Source organism: Arthrobacter sp. P1_B4 (genome assembly GCF_056406555.1).
Map to the genome: position 1 here is coordinate 1 of NZ_JBFTZW010000002.1, position 15,011 is coordinate 15,011.

General features: G+C 66.7%; 12 protein-coding genes. 9 read left to right on the forward strand and 3 right to left on the reverse strand.

Features of this window, described 5'->3' with window-relative positions:
• Window positions 1-43: 43 nt before the first annotated feature.
• The 3 genes from AC1D1W_RS01260 to AC1D1W_RS01270 all read right to left on the reverse strand — a co-directional run bounded on the left by AC1D1W_RS01260 (window position 44) and on the right by AC1D1W_RS01270 (window position 4,077).
• Window positions 44-1,300, reverse strand: a complete 1,257-nt coding sequence (locus tag AC1D1W_RS01260) for an aminopeptidase P family protein (RefSeq protein ID WP_028275925.1) — start codon at window positions 1,298-1,300, stop codon at window positions 44-46.
• Between the two features lie 61 nt (window positions 1,301-1,361).
• A complete protein-coding gene (locus AC1D1W_RS01265; protein ID WP_476942734.1) occupies window positions 1,362-2,771 on the reverse strand; it encodes an MFS transporter in 1,410 nt (469 codons plus the stop codon).
• 634 nt (window positions 2,772-3,405) lie between these two features.
• A complete protein-coding gene (locus AC1D1W_RS01270; RefSeq protein ID WP_223914767.1) occupies window positions 3,406-4,077 on the reverse strand; it encodes a GntR family transcriptional regulator in 672 nt (223 codons plus the stop codon).
• A gap of 159 nt (window positions 4,078-4,236) precedes the next feature.
• Between AC1D1W_RS01270 and glyA the strand changes: the two genes are divergently transcribed.
• The 9 genes from glyA to AC1D1W_RS01315 all read left to right on the forward strand — a co-directional run bounded on the left by glyA (window position 4,237) and on the right by AC1D1W_RS01315 (window position 14,979).
• Window positions 4,237-5,577, forward strand: coding sequence for a serine hydroxymethyltransferase (gene glyA / locus AC1D1W_RS01275; RefSeq protein ID WP_308197223.1), 1,341 nt, complete (start codon window positions 4,237-4,239; stop codon window positions 5,575-5,577).
• Window positions 5,574-6,794 (forward strand): sarcosine oxidase subunit beta family protein, encoded by a 1,221-nt coding sequence (locus tag AC1D1W_RS01280; protein ID WP_476942735.1) that lies wholly within the window; start codon window positions 5,574-5,576, stop codon window positions 6,792-6,794. Before glyA ends, AC1D1W_RS01280 begins: the two co-directional genes overlap by 4 nt.
• Window positions 6,795-6,808: 14 nt before the next feature.
• Window positions 6,809-7,138: a sarcosine oxidase subunit delta gene (locus AC1D1W_RS01285; RefSeq protein WP_028278136.1), complete on the forward strand. Its 330-nt coding sequence runs from the start codon at window positions 6,809-6,811 to the stop codon at window positions 7,136-7,138.
• Window positions 7,135-10,089 carry a 2Fe-2S iron-sulfur cluster-binding protein gene (locus AC1D1W_RS01290; RefSeq protein ID WP_476942736.1) on the forward strand — a complete coding sequence of 985 codons (2,955 nt, stop codon included), beginning with the start codon at window positions 7,135-7,137 and terminating at the stop codon, window positions 10,087-10,089. The genes AC1D1W_RS01285 and AC1D1W_RS01290 overlap by 4 nt, the downstream gene beginning before the upstream one ends.
• The gene (locus tag AC1D1W_RS01295; protein ID WP_243178247.1) at window positions 10,082-10,717 is read left to right on the forward strand and encodes a sarcosine oxidase subunit gamma; all 636 of its coding nucleotides are present in this window, start codon (window positions 10,082-10,084) and stop codon (window positions 10,715-10,717) included. Before AC1D1W_RS01290 ends, AC1D1W_RS01295 begins: the two co-directional genes overlap by 8 nt.
• Window positions 10,717-12,132, forward strand: coding sequence for an L-serine ammonia-lyase (locus AC1D1W_RS01300; protein ID WP_476942737.1), 1,416 nt, complete (start codon window positions 10,717-10,719; stop codon window positions 12,130-12,132). The genes AC1D1W_RS01295 and AC1D1W_RS01300 overlap by 1 nt, the downstream gene beginning before the upstream one ends.
• Window positions 12,133-12,134: 2 nt before the next feature.
• A complete protein-coding gene (gene purU, locus AC1D1W_RS01305; protein ID WP_243178245.1) occupies window positions 12,135-13,010 on the forward strand; it encodes a formyltetrahydrofolate deformylase in 876 nt (291 codons plus the stop codon).
• Between the two features lie 10 nt (window positions 13,011-13,020).
• A complete protein-coding gene (locus tag AC1D1W_RS01310) occupies window positions 13,021-14,286 on the forward strand; it encodes an N-acetylglucosamine-6-phosphate deacetylase (RefSeq protein ID WP_476942738.1) in 1,266 nt (421 codons plus the stop codon).
• A gap of 99 nt (window positions 14,287-14,385) precedes the next feature.
• On the forward strand, window positions 14,386-14,979 hold the full coding sequence (locus AC1D1W_RS01315; protein WP_476942739.1) for an NADPH-dependent FMN reductase: 594 nt from the start codon (window positions 14,386-14,388) through the stop codon (window positions 14,977-14,979).
• Window positions 14,980-15,011 lie beyond the last annotated feature (32 nt).

Consider the following 15,011-nt stretch of genomic DNA (forward strand, 5'->3'; position numbering starts at 1 on the left):
GTGGCSCCGCTTCTGGGTCCTGCCTTCAGGGGGTCTGGGCGCCTCAGGCTCCGATGATGTTGTATTCGGGGCCGAACGGGAACTTCGTGATGTTCTCGGCTCCGTCTTCGCCGACCACCAGGATGTCGTGCTCACGGTAGCCGCCTGCGCCGGGCTGGCCGTCCAGGACGGTGATCATGGGTTCCATGGAGACCACCATGCCGGGCTCGAGCACGGTGTCGATGTCCTCGCGGAGTTCCAGTCCGGCTTCGCGGCCGTAGTAGTGGCTCAGGACGCCGAAGGAGTGTCCGTAGCCGAACGTCCGGTTGGCGAGAAGTCCGTGGCTGACGTAGATCTCGTTCAGCTCGGCGGCGATGTCCTTGCAGACAGCTCCGGGCTTGATGAGCTCGAGGCCGCGCTTGTGGACTTCCACGTTGATGTTCCACAGCTCAAGGGAGCGGGCGTCGGGTTCGCCGTAGAACAGGGTGCGCTCCAGCGCCGTGTAGTAGCCGGAGGTCATGGGGAAGCAGTTCAGGGACAGGATGTCGTGCTCCTGGATCTTGCGCGTGGTGGCCCAGTTGTGGGCGCCGTCGGTGTTGATGCCGGACTGGAACCACACCCAGGTGTCACGGATTTCCGAGTCCGGGAACGTCCGCGCGATTTCGTGGACCATGGCTTCGGTGCCGATCAGGGCGACCTCATATTCGGTGATGCCGGCGGTGATGGCGTTGCGGATGGCTTCGCCGCCCAGGTCACCGATGCGGGCCCCGTGCTTGATCACCTCGATCTCTTCGGCCGACTTGATCATCCGCTGGCGCATCGCCGCCTGGGCGACGTCCACCAGGGTGGCTCCCGCGAAGGCCGCCTGGATCTTGTTGCGGTTGTCCAGCGGGAGCGAATCGTCTTCGACGCCGAGCCGGCGGGGGTTGATGCCGCGGGTGCGCAGCGCCTCCTGGATGGCGAAGATGTAGTTGTCCCGGCGCCAGTCCGTGTACACCACGTTGTCGCCATAGCTGCGCCGCCACGGCATGCCGGCGTCGATGTTGGCCGTGACGGTCACGGTGTCGTCCTTGGTGACCACCATGGCGTAGGACCGGCCGAAGTAGGTAAAGAGGAAGTCGGAGTAGTACTTAATGGAGTGGTAGCTGGTCAGGACGACGGCGTCCAGGTCCTTATCGGCCATGATACGGCGCAGTCCGCCGAGCCGGCGCTCAAATTCGGCGTTGGAAAAGGTCAGCTCTTCCTTCTGCCCGTTGTGCAGGACTTTCAGTCGCTCCAGTTCGGCGATGGACGAAGCGTTGTTGGACGTTGCGATGGTCATGATGGTGGTGCCTTTCTGCGGTTTGATTTCTTAGGAGGGAAAATGTGGGCGTCGGCCGGGACTACTCGTGGCGCAGCGGTTCTTTACTGGTTTCCCGGGAGAGCGCTACGGCGATCAGGGAGATGACCGCGGCGCCGGCGAGGTACCAGGCAGGCGCCAGGGCATTGGCCGTCGCGGCGATCAGGAGGGTCGCCATGAACGGCGCGGTGCCGCCGAAGAGCGCGTTGGAGAGATTGAAACTGACGGCGAAGCCGCTGTAGCGGACGCGGGTGGGGAACATTTCCGCCAGGAAGCTCGGAAGCGTGCCGTCATTGAGCGTGAGCATGCCGCCCAGCAGGATCTGGACCAGGACGATCACCAGGAAGTTCCCGGTGCCCAGCAGGGCGAAGGCCGGCACGGTCAGCACGATGAAGCTCAAGGAGGCGGCAATGAGGACCTTTTTGCGGCCGTAGCGGTCCGAGAGCATTCCGGTCAGGAAGATGAACCCGATGTACGTCACGAGTGCGATGGTGGTGGCCAGGAAAGATTCGGCAGCGCCGAGTCCCAGTTCCGAGGACAGGTAGGTCGGCATGTAACTGAGGATCACGTAGAACCCGACGGCGTTGAGCAGCACTGCTCCGACGGCCTTCAGCAGCAACCGCCAGTGGTTCCGGAAGAGGCTGGATACCGGGGCCTTGATGGCATGATCCTCCTCTGCCAGTTCGCGGAACACCGGGGTGTCTTCGAGCTTGGTGCGGATGTAGCGTCCGATCAGGCCCATCGGGGCGGCGAGCAGGAACGGCAGGCGCCACCCCCAGCTCTGCATCGCCTCGGCGGTGAGCAGGATGGTCAAAAGGCCCGCGAGCAGGGAACCCAGCAGCAGGCCCGCGGCCGTGCTGGCCGGAACCACCGCTGCGTAGAGGCCGCGCTTGTTGGCCGGGGCATACTCCACCAGGAAGGCGGACGCGCCGGCGTATTCGCCCGAGGCGGAGAAGCCCTGGACGACGCGCACCACCAGGAGAAGGATCGGCGCCCAGATGCCGATGGAGTTGTACCCCGGGATGAGGGCGATGCAGAAGGTCGCTCCGGACATGATCAGGATTGACAGGGAAAGCGCGGTCCGGCGCCCCACCCGGTCACCGATGTGGCCCCAAACAAAGCCGCCGAGCGGCCGCACCAGGAACGAGATGGCGAAGAGGGCGAAAGTCAGCAGAAGCGCGGTCTGGGGATTGGACTCGGGGAAGAAGACCGCGGCGATGGTTGCGGCCAGGTAGCCGTAGACGGCGTAGTCGAACCATTCGACGAAGTTTCCGATGAAACTTGCGGCGACCACCCGCCGTCGGGTTTCCTTGCTGACTGCGGGATCGTGCCCGCCCGGGGCCGCCCGGCCGCTCACCGTGGCCTGTCCGGAGGAAGTACTGCCATGCCCGCTATTCGACTCTGGGCTGCTCGACCCCGCAAGTGTCGACGGGGAGAAATTTTCGTTACTCATGTGTCCACCAAAGAGTTTTGGGAGTTGCAATCAGTGCAACGCTGTTGCACCAGATTAGGCGTGACGCATGACACAGTCAATGCTTTTTGTGATTTCTCTTACGCGGATCAATCTGGATAAGGCACCAAGACAGCGCCGCGGGCACCCAGCCGGATCGCACAACAATAGTTGCAATGAACGAAACGGTGTTGCATAAATTGAGCGATGTGTCCGTCAACTTGGGGAATGCTTGAGCCGGACGGCGCCGCGGTTCCGCCCAGTCCGGCGCGGTGGCACACTAAGTGGACTATCGAGTGACTGGGGGGATCCACGTCAGGAGATCGTCATGGGCATTCTGGTACGTACGCGCACTTCAGGCCGCCGGTCGGCGGTCGAGCCATGATGGCCGGGTGGGCCTATCTCATGGCCGCAATCATGACCGTTGATTCGCTCCTGCTGGGGCTGCTCCTGATGAACGTGAAGTGGCCGAAGCGCTGGAAGAAAAACGGCTGAAGTTCCGGAACTCTAATCCACTGCGGCGGCGACTCGGGCGCCCGTCGTGGTCGAAGTCGCCGGTCACGTGCGGGCTCGCCGGAAGCTTAAGGCGAGCCCGCACGCTTCCGGCGACCTCGGCGGGAGGGTCCCCCGTCCGGACCTAGAGGACCTTGCGGATGGTCTCCTCGAAGCTGGTGACGTGGTGCAGGGCGAGTTCGCCGGCCCTGTCCGCGTCGCCCTCGGCCACCGCCTTGAGCAGCTCCACGTGCTCGCTAATGTGGCCGCTGACCGAGGGGACCTTGTCCAGGACCAGGCACCAGATGCGCGTGGCCAGATTGTCGTAGCGGATCAGCGTATCCTCCAGGTGCGGGTTGGCTGCGGCCCGGTAGATCAGGCGGTGCACCGTCAGGTCGTAGCGCATCAGCTCCCGGGACTCTGCTGGGCTCGGGGCCAGTTCTGCAATGGTCTTGGCGACATCCAGCAGTTCGCGGCGCATGGCGGCGTTGGCCCGCGTTGCCGCCCGCCGCGCCGCCAGGGGTTCCAGCAGTTCCCGGATTTCCGAGACATCGGCCAGTTCCGTGAAGTCCACGGTGGTGGCAAAGGTTCCCCTTCGCGGGTATGAAACCACCAGGTGGTCCACTTCCAGCCGCTTGATCGCTTCGCGCACTGGAGTACGGCCGAACCCGAGCTCGGCGGCGAGCTGCCCGTCATTGATGGGTTCGCCCGGCCGGATTTCGAGCATGATCAGCTTGTCGCGCAACTGCCTGTACGCGGCCTCCGCCTGGGAGATGGCTTCGTCCTCTGCGGGCGGCAGGACGGTGAGTGCATTCACAGCTCGGCTCCGTTTCTGGATTTCAACGTTTCTGGATTTCAACCGGAAGCCTGGTTCCACTTGGCTTCCAGCTATTGACTCTGGTGTGATCTCAATCATACCATTGTTCTCACACTGATATATCAGTCATAGCAATAGTGGTATTTCAAAGGAGCAACCGTGGTTGAGCAGTTGAACGAGCGACTTTCCGTAGTCGATCCCGAGGTCGAAGAGGCCGTGGCGCACGAACTGAAGCGCCAGCAGTCCACCCTGGAAATGATTGCGTCCGAGAACTTCGCCCCCGCCGGGGTCATGGAGGCACAGGGTTCGGTGCTGACCAACAAGTACGCCGAGGGCTACCCGGGCAAGCGCTACTACGGCGGCTGCGAGCACGTCGACGTGATCGAACAGCTCGCGATCGACCGGGTCAAGGCCCTGTTCGGCGCCGAGTACGCCAACGTCCAACCGCACTCCGGCGCGCAGGCCAACGCCGCCGCCATGTTTGCCCTCCTGGAACCGGGCGACACCATCATGGGACTGGCCCTGGCCCACGGCGGCCACCTCACCCACGGGATGAAGATCAACTTCTCCGGCAAGCTCTACAACGTGGTCCCGTACCACGTGAGCGAGCACAACCACCTGGTGGACATGGCCGAAGTGGAGGCCCTGGCCCTTGAACACCGGCCCAAGATGATCGTGGCCGGCTGGTCCGCCTACTCCCGGCAGCTGGACTTCGCCGAGTTCCGGCGCATCGCCGATCTCGTGGGCGCCTACCTCATGGTGGACATGGCACACTTCGCCGGCCTCGTGGCCGCCGGGCTTCACCCGAACCCGGTCCCCTACGCCGACGTCGTCACCACCACCACGCACAAGACCCTCGGCGGACCGCGCGGCGGCGTGATCCTGGCCAAGGAGGAGTACGCACGCAAGATCAACAGCGCTGTGTTCCCCGGCCAGCAGGGCGGCCCGCTGGAACACGTGATCGCGGCCAAGGCCGTGGCCTTCAAGATCGCGGCGTCACCGGAGTTCAAGGAACGCCAGGAGCGCACGCTCGAAGGCGCCGGGATCCTCGCGTCCCGGCTCCTGAAGGACGACGTCGCGGCGGCCGGGATCTCCGTGGTCAACGGCGGCACCGATGTGCACCTGGTCCTGGTGGACCTGCGGGACTCGGAACTGGACGGGCAGCAGGCCGAAGACCGGCTCCACCGGATCGGCATCACCGTCAACCGCAACGCCGTCCCCTTCGATCCCCGCCCGCCCATGGTGTCCTCCGGGCTGCGGATCGGCACCCCCGCCCTGGCCACCCGCGGCTTCGGTGCCGCGGAGTTCACCGAGGTGGCGGACATCATCGCCTCCGCCCTCATCTCGCAGGCGCCCGGGGACGAACTCAGCGACCAAACCGCCGCTGAACTGCGTGGACGCGTCAGCGCCCTCGCGGACCGGTTCCCCCTTTACCCGCATCTCGGCACCGGCACGCCGGCGACCGGGCTTGAGGCAGAACTGATTGGAGCAGCACAATGACCACCGAACACCTGCCGGAGCACCCGGACTTCCTCTGGCGCAACCCGGACCCCAAGAAGAGCTACGACGCCGTGATTGTGGGCGGCGGCGGACATGGACTGGCGACGGCGTATTACCTGGCCAAGAACCACGGGATGACCAACATAGCCATCCTGGAAAAAGGCTGGCTGGCCGGCGGGAACATGGCCCGGAACACCACCATCATCCGCTCCAATTACCTCTGGGACGAGAGTGCGGCGATCTACGAGCACGCCCTGAAACTCTGGGAGATCCTGCCCGAAGAACTCGAATACGACTTCCTGTTCAGCCAGCGCGGGGTGATGAACCTGGCCCACACCCTGGGCGACGTCCGCGAAAGCGTCCGCCGCGTCGGGGCCAACAAACTCAACGGCGTCGACGCCGAGTGGCTGGACCCGCAGCAGGTCAAGGAACTCTGCCCCATCCTGAACATCAACGACAACATCCGCTACCCGGTCATGGGCGCCACCTACCAGCCGCGCGCCGGCATCGCCAAGCACGACCACGTCGCCTGGGCGTTCGCCCGCAAATGCGATGAGCTGGGCGTGGACATCATCCAGAACTGCGAGGTCACCGGCTTCGTCAAGGACGGCAACCGCGTCACCGGGGTCAAGACCACCCGCGGCACGATCCACACCGAGAAGGTCGGCCTGTGCGCCGCAGGGCACAGCTCGGTGCTTGCCGAAATGGCCGGGTTCCGGCTTCCCATCCAGTCCCACCCCCTCCAGGCACTCGTGTCGGAGCTCCACGAGCCCGTCCACCCCACCGTGGTCATGTCCAACCACGTTCACGTCTATGTCTCCCAGGCGCACAAGGGCGAATTGGTCATGGGCGCCGGCGTGGACTCTTACAACGGCTACGGCCAGCGCGGATCCTTCCACGTGATCGAGCACCAGATGGCAGCCGCCGTCGAACTCTTCCCGATCTTCGCCCGGGCCCACGTGCTCCGGACCTGGGGCGGGATCGTTGACACCACCCTGGATGCCTCCCCGATCGTAGGCACCACCCCGGTGGAAAACATGTTCGTCAACTGCGGCTGGGGCACCGGCGGATTCAAGGGCACACCGGCGGCCGGGCTGACGTTCGCCCACACGATCGCCACCGGAGAACCGCACAAACTCAACAAGCCCTTTGCACTCGAGCGCTTCGAAACCGGCGCCCTGATCGACGAACACGGCGCTGCCGCCGTGGCCCACTAGAAAGAGGTAAGGACATGCTCCTGATTCCCTGCCCCAACTGCGGTCCCCGCGACGAGACCGAATTCCACTACGGCGGACAGGCCCACGTGGCCTACCCCGAAAACCCGGCAGAGCTCACGGACCGCGAATGGGCCGAGTACCTGTTCTACCGCGACAACACCAAGGGTGCCTTCGCCGAACGCTGGCTGCACAGCACCGGCTGCCGGCAATGGTTCAACATGCTCCGCGACACCGTCACCTACGACATCCAGGCCGTCTACCCGATGGGTCAGCTCCGGCCCGCCACAGGCCCCACAGCCCCCACCGTCACCAGCCCCGTCTCCCCGGAAGGAGCAGTCAAATGACCGCTCAGCCGCAGCCCGCGCGTCTTAGCACCGGCGGACGCATCGACCGCAGCGTCACGTGGCGCTTCACCCTGGACGGCCGTGAATACACTGGCCACCCCGGCGACACCCTCGCCTCCGCCCTGCTGGCCAACGGCCGGCTCCGCGCGGGTGACTCCCTGTATGAGAGCCGGCCCCGCGGCATCATGTCCGCCGGCGTCGAGGAATCCAACGCCCTGGTCAAGGTCGCGGCCCGGTTCCCGGGCCACGTGGCCGAATCCATGCTCCCCGCCACCACGGTGTCCCTGGTGGACGGCCTCAGCGCCGAAGTGCTCAGCGGGCTGGGCAAGCTGGACCCGGCCGAGGACCACGCCGAATACGACAAGAAGTATGTCCACACCGACGTCCTGGTGGTCGGTGGCGGACCGGCAGGCCTGGCCGCGGCCCGCGAGGCCGTCCGCTCCGGCGCCCGGGTCATCCTTATCGACGACCAGCCCGAACTGGGCGGCTCGCTGTTGTCCGGCTCCACGGATCCGGCCCTCGTCGAGAGCATCGAAGGGCAGCCCGCCCTGGAATGGGTGGCCAATGTTGAAGCCGAACTGATCTCCGCGGCCGAATGCACGGTGCTGAACCGCACCAGCGCCTTCGGCTCCTACGACTCCAACTACGTCATTGCGGCCCAGAACCGGACCGACCACCTCCTGACCCCGGCCGCCCCCGGTGTTTCCCGCCAGCGGATCTGGCACATCCGGGCCGCCCAGGTCATCCTGGCCCCGGGCGCCCACGAACGCCCGCTGGTCTTCGAAAACAACGACCGCCCCGGCATCATGCTCGCGTCCGCAGTCCGCACCTACCTCAACCGCTACGCCGTCGCCGCAGGTTCCCGGGTGGTCATCAGCACCACGAACGACAGCGCCTACGCCCTGGCCGCCGACCTCCGCGCCGCGGGCATCCGGGTCGAAGCCGTCGTAGACGCCCGTGCACAGCTAAGCGAAACCGCTTCCGCAGCTGCGGCCGCGGGAACGCGGGTGCTGATCGGCAGCGCCGTCGCCAACACCACCGCTGCTGACTCCGGCGACGGCCGGCTCCTCGGCGTCACCGTCCGGAGCATCAACGACGCCGGCGAACTCACCTCGGGCATCGAACACCTCGCCTGCGACCTGCTGGCCGTCTCCGGCGGCTGGTCACCGGTGGTGCACCTGCACTCCCAGCGCCAGGGCAGGCTCCGCTGGGACGAAGACCTCGCCGCCTTCGTCCCCAACAGCGTGGTCCCCAACCAGCAGGTGGCCGGATCCGGACGCGGCAGCTTCGACCTCGACGACTGCGTGGCCGAAGGCATCTCCGCCGGGGCCGCGGCGGTCATCGCCGCGGGCTTCGAGTCCGCCGTCGAACCGTCAGTACTTGGCGAGCCGAAGGCCGCCGCCCCCACCCGCCAGCTCTGGCTGGTACCCGGGCAGGACGGCGGCCCGGATGACTGGCACCACCACTTCGTGGATTTCCAGCGCGACCAGTCCGTGGCCGATGTCCTCCGCTCCACCGGTGCCGGCATGCGGTCCGTGGAGCACATCAAGCGCTACACCTCGATCAGCACCGCGAACGACCAGGGCAAGACCTCCGGGGTGAACGCGATCGGCGTCATCGCCGCCGCGCTCCGGACAGCCGGCGAAGCGTCCCGTGGGATCGGCGACATTGGCACCACCACCTACCGTGCTCCCTTCACCCCCGTGGCGTTTGCCGCCCTGGCCGGACGCCAGCGTGGCGAACTCTTCGACCCCGCCCGCCTCACTTCCATCCACCCCTGGCATGTCGCCCAGGGAGCCCTCTTCGAAGACGTCGGGCAGTGGAAGCGGCCGTGGTACTACCCGCAGGACGGCGAGGACATGGACGCCGCGGTGCTCCGTGAATGCGCCGCCGTCCGGGAATCCGTGGGGTTCATGGACGCCACCACCCTGGGCAAGATCGAGATCCGCGGCAAGGACGCCGGCGAGTTCCTGAACCGCATCTACACCAACGCGTTCAAGAAGCTGGCTCCGGGTTCGGCCCGCTACGGCGTCATGTGCACCCCGGACGGGATGATCTTCGACGATGGCGTCACCCTGCGCCTGGACGAGGACCGCTTCTTCATGACCACCACCACCGGCGGCGCGGCCAAGGTGCTGGACTGGCTGGAGGAATGGCTGCAGACCGAATGGCCGGAACTGGATGTGCACTGCACCTCCGTCACGGAGCAGTGGTCCACGATCGCCGTCGTCGGTCCGAAATCCCGCGCCGTTCTCGCCAAAGTGGCTCCGGAACTGGCAGCCGACGGCGGCCTGGACGCCGAGGCCTTCCCGTTCATGACATTCCGGGAGACCACCCTGGCCTCCGGTGTCCAGGCCCGGGTCTGCCGGATCTCGTTCTCCGGCGAACTGGCCTACGAAATCAACATCCCGTCCTGGTACGGGCTGAGCACCTGGGAAGCCGTGGCGGCGGCCGGCGCGGAGTTCAACATCACCCCGTACGGCACCGAGACCATGCACGTGCTGCGCGCGGAGAAGGGGTACCCGATCGTCGGCCAGGACACTGACGGGACCGTGACACCGCAGGACGCCGGCATGGAATGGGTCGTGTCCAAGGTCAAGGACTTCATCGGCAAACGCTCCTACACCCGCAAGGACGCCGGCCGCACCGACCGGAAACACCTGGTCAGCGTCCTCCCCGTGGACGGCACCATCCGGCTCCCCGAAGGCACCCAACTGGTGGAACAGGGCATCACCGTCAACCCCGCCTACGGCCCCGTGCCCATGCAGGGATTCGTGACCTCGAGCTACCACAGTGCGGCGCTGGGCAGGTCGTTTGCCCTGGCCCTGATCAAGAACGGCCGCAACCGCATTGGCGAGACCCTGGTGGCCGCCGCCGGCGACCAACTCGTGGACGTAATCGTCGCAGAAACCGTACTATTTGACTCTGAAGGGGCCCGCAAAGATGGCTGACACTGCAGCACTCGAAAATTCCAAGAAGATCCAGACCCTCAGGAAGAGTCCGGCGTCGCTCCTGAGAACGGCTTTTGAAGCGGGATCCGTTGCGGGCACCGTGGAGCTGCGCGAGGTGCCGTTCCTGACCATGGCAGGGCTCCGGGTCGATCCTGCCGGCGACGCAGGGCAGCGGCTGGGCGCCCTCACAGGTGGCCTGCCCTCCGCTTCCGGGGAAGTCCGCGGCAGCGGCGACACCGCAGTGCTGTGGCTGGGCCCGGCAGAATTCCTGCTCGTGGCCCCCGCCGAATCCCACGAAAGCCTGGGCGGTGAGCTCCCCCGGACGCTCATCGCAGCACTGGGTGACGGCCAGGGCCAGGTGGTCGATCTCTCCGCCAACCGCACCACGCTCGAGCTCTCCGGACCCCGGGCCAGTGCCGTGCTGGAGAAGGGCTGCGCCCTGGACCTGCACCCCCGCGTCTTCCAGCCCGGAACGGCCCTGTCCACGGAAATCGGCGGCATCCCCGTCGTTCTGTGGAAGACCGGGGACGAGACCTACCGGATCTTCCCGCGGGCATCCTTCGCGGAGTTCCTCGGCCGCTGGCTCCTCGACGCCATGCGCGAATATGCCTCCACCGAGGTCCCCTGATGGCGCTCAGCGTCCTCGACCTGTTTTCTGTTGGCATCGGGCCGTCCTCCTCCCACACGGTCGGCCCGATGCGGGCGGCCAAGCGGTTCGCCGACGGGCTCAAGAGCGACGGGCAACTGAGTTCCACGGCGAGGGTGCAGGCCGAGCTGTTCGGTTCCCTCGGCGCCACCGGCCGGGGCCACGGTTCGGACAAGGCTGTCGTCCTGGGCCTCCAGGGCCAGGACCCCGAGACAGTGGACACCGCTACGGCGGATGACCAGGTGGCAGCCGCTGCCCTGGATGCGGAACTGCAGCTCGCCGGCCATCACCGGGTGGATTTCAACTGGGATGAGGACGTGGTCCTGCACCGCCGCAAGTCGCTGCCCGCCCATCCGAACGGCATGACCTTCCGGGCCCTTGACCGCGCCGGCGACGTCCTCAGCGAACGGAGCTTCTATTCGATTGGGGGCGGCTTTGTCGTCGATGGCAATGCACAAGGCGCCGACCACGTGGTGGCCGACGACACGGCGCTGCCCTACCCGTTCACAACAGCTGACGGACTCCTCGAAATATGCCATCGAGAGAATAAGTCCGTCTCCGACGTCATGCTGGCCAACGAACTCGTCTGGCGCACCGAAGCCGACCTCCGGGAGAAGCTCTTGGCCCTGTGGGCGGTCATGCGCCAGTGCGTGGAAAACGGCTGCGCTGCCGAGGGAATCCTGCCCGGTGGGCTGAACGTCAAACGGCGCGCCCCGTCGTTGTTTCGGACGCTGGCAGCATCCGCCGTCAGCGCCGAGGCGGACGCCCGGAACCCATCGCCGGTCCAGGTCCCTGCCGACCCGCTGCTCGCCATGGAATGGGTAAACCTCTTCGCGCTGGCCGTCAACGAGGAAAACGCCGCGGGGGGCCGGATCGTCACGGCGCCCACCAACGGTGCCGCGGGCATTGTGCCGGCCGTGCTGCACTATTACGTCAAGTTCGTCCCCGGCGCCAACGACGACGGCGTGGTGCGCTTCCTGCTGGCCGCGGCCGCCGTCGGGATACTGTTCAAGATCAATGCCTCCATCTCCGGGGCAGAGGTCGGCTGCCAGGGTGAAGTCGGATCGGCGTGCTCCATGGCGGCGGCGGGGCTCTGCGAAGTGCTGGGCGGCACCCCGGAACAGGTGGAAAACGCTGCCGAAGTCGGGATCGAACACAACCTCGGTCTGACCTGCGACCCCGTCGGCGGGCTGGTGCAGATCCCCTGCATCGAACGCAACGCCATTGCCAGCGTCAAAGCCATCAACGCCGCCCGCCTGTGCCTGCACGGGGACGGCAGTCATAAAGTCTCGCTGGACAAGGCCATTAAGACCATGCGCGAAACAGGAGCAGACATGAAAACCAAGTACAAGGAAACCTCCCGCGGAGGCCTCGCCGTGAATGTCGTGGAGTGCTGACCATGGCCGAGAACCAGAGCACCGAAACCGTGGAGCACATCCTGACCCTGGACTGCCCGGAAACGCGCGGGATCGTCCACGCCGTTTCCGGCTTCCTGCTGGACCAGGGCTGCGACATCCTGGAAAGCAAACAGTTCGACTCACAACTGGACGGCCATTTCTTCATGCGGCTCCACTTCGCCTCGACCGGGGACCAAACAACCCTGGACACGCTTCGGGAAGCCTTCGTTCCGGTCGCCGACAAATTCGGCATGCGCTGGGACCTGCGGCGGCACGGCAGCAAACGGCGGGTCCTGATCATGGTCTCGAAGTTCGAGCACTGCCTCAACGATCTGCTGTACCGGGCCCGCACCGGTGAACTGCCCATCGAGATCGTCGGCGTCGTCTCGAACCATCCCGATCACCGGCGGACCGTCGAATGGCACGGAATCCCGTTCTTCCATGTGCCCATCACCCCGGACACCAAGCCCGCGGCCGAGCAGCGGCTCCTGGAACTGATCGACCGGATGGACGTTGAACTGGTGGTCCTGGCCCGCTACATGCAGGTCCTCAGCGACAACCTCACCCGCCAGCTGGATGGCCGCGCCATCAACATCCACCACTCCTTCCTGCCCAGCTTCAAGGGCGCGAAGCCCTACCACCAGGCGCACGCCCGGGGCGTGAAGACGGTCGGCGCCACAGCCCACTATGTCAACGCCGAACTGGACGAGGGGCCGATCATCGCCCAGCAGGTGGTGGAAGTAGACCACACCTTCGGGCCCGAGGACCTCGTGGCCGCCGGACGCGACACCGAGTGCAAGGCGCTCTCCAACGCCGTCCGCTGGCACTGCGAGGGACGCGTCATCCTCCAGGGCAACAGGACGGTCGTGCTGCGCTAGGTTTGGCAGCATGATCCTGCCCCTCGAGGACCGCGAAGCCGCCGCCCCTGCCTACATCCTGCGGGGTGCCCTCATCACGGACGGCGACTGCACACCGGGCTGCGTGGTGGCGGTGAACGGCGGCCTGATCGCCTACGCGGGACCCGGCGACGGCTTTGACGCCGCACATTTCCCGGGTGCGGAGGAGCTCCCGCTGCCGCCCGGCAGCTCCCTGCTTCCCGGGCTTGTCGACCTCCATTGCCACGGCGCCGCGGGCGGCGGATTCCCGGCCGGCAACGACCGGGCCTGCCGGGCCGCCGTGGACTTCCTGCACCGCAACGGGACCACCAGCCTCCTGGCCAGCCTCGTCACGGCCCCGGAAGATGAGCTGGTGGGGTCGCTCGGCGTACTCAAGGTCCTGGCGGCCGAGGGACTGATCGCCGGCGTGCACTGCGAGGGACCCTTCCTCTCCGCCGCCCGCTCCGGCGCGCAGGACCCGCACTGGCTCCGCGCCCCCGACCCTGCGCTGCTCCGGCGGCTGGTGGCGGCGGCCGGCGGAGCCCTGCGGACCATGACGTACGCCCCCGAACTGCCCGGCGCGGGTGAGCTCCTCCGGATCCTCACTGACCACGGGGTGATCCCCTCGCTGGGCCATACCGATGCCGCTGCCCCCGTGGCCGCGGCCTCACTGGCGGAGGCCGCGGACCTCATCCGCGGGGGCGCGGCTTCCGGGGCCTTCGGGCCGCGCGCCCGGCCCACGGTGACCCATCTGTTCAACGGCATGCCTCCCCTGCACCACAGGAGTCCCGGACCGGCGGCCGCGTGCCTGCGGCTGGCGGCCGCCGGCACGGTCGTCGTCGAGCTCGTCGGCGACGGCGTCCACCTCGACCCGGAGACGGTCCGGATGGTCTTTGACCTGGTCGGAGCCGGGGGCATCGCGCTGGTGACGGACTCCATGGCGGCGACCGGGCTGCCCGACGGCGACTACGAACTCGGCCCCGCGGATGTGGTGGTGCACGACGGCGTGGCCACCCTGCGGAGCAACGGCGCCCTTGCCGGGGGAACGGCGACCCTGTTGGAGGTTGTCCGCGCCACCATCGCGGCGGGAGTGAGTCCGGCCGACGCCGTAGCGGCGGCCACCCTGGTCCCGGCCCGTGTCCTGGGCCTGGAGGCCGAGATCGGCGCCCTCCGGGCGGGAATGCGCGCGGATATCATCGCCGTCGACCCGGGTTTCGACCTCGTGGCCGTGCTGCGCGGCGGACGGATCCTGCCGGACCATCGACGTGCCGAGCGTTAGCCCCTGAACCCGCGGGGCCCACGGCGGCGCGGAAGTTTCGAGCCCCTCGTTTTGTTGTTCTGAGTGTGGGCAAACATTACTTCCGGAAAGGAGCCCGCCATGATCCGCATCGCTATCGTGCTCGGGAGCACCCGGCCCGGTCGCCTCGGAAAGGCCGTCGCCGACTGGGTAAGTGCCCGGGCATCAGAACGCGGCGATGCCACCTTTGACGTCCTCGACGTCGCCGATTTTAATCTTCCGCTGCTGGACGAGCCGCTGCCACCCTCCTTCGGCCGGTACAGCCAGCCCTACACCAAGGCCTGGTCCGAAGCTGTCGACGGATTCGACGGCTACATCTTCGTCACGGGCGAGTACAACCACTCGATTCCCGGCGCACTGAAAAACGCTGTGGACTACCTCTACAAGGAGTGGAACAACAAGGCGGCCGGGTTTGTCAGCTACGGCAGCAGCGGCGGCATCCGCGCCGTCGAACACTTCCGCGGAGTGTCCGCGGAGCTGCAGATGGCCGACGTCCGGGCCCAGGTGGCGCTGCCCCTGGCCACGGAATTCGCGAATTACCGCACTTTCATCCCGACGGCGGCCGCGGAAAAGAGCCTGCAGATCCTGTTTGACCAGGTGATCGCGTGGTCCGGCGCGCTGAAGGTCCTCCGGCCAGGCCATGCCCACGGAACAGAAGACGCCAGCGCGGCGTGACCGCTGCCCAGGCTGAGCCCGGATTGCCGTCC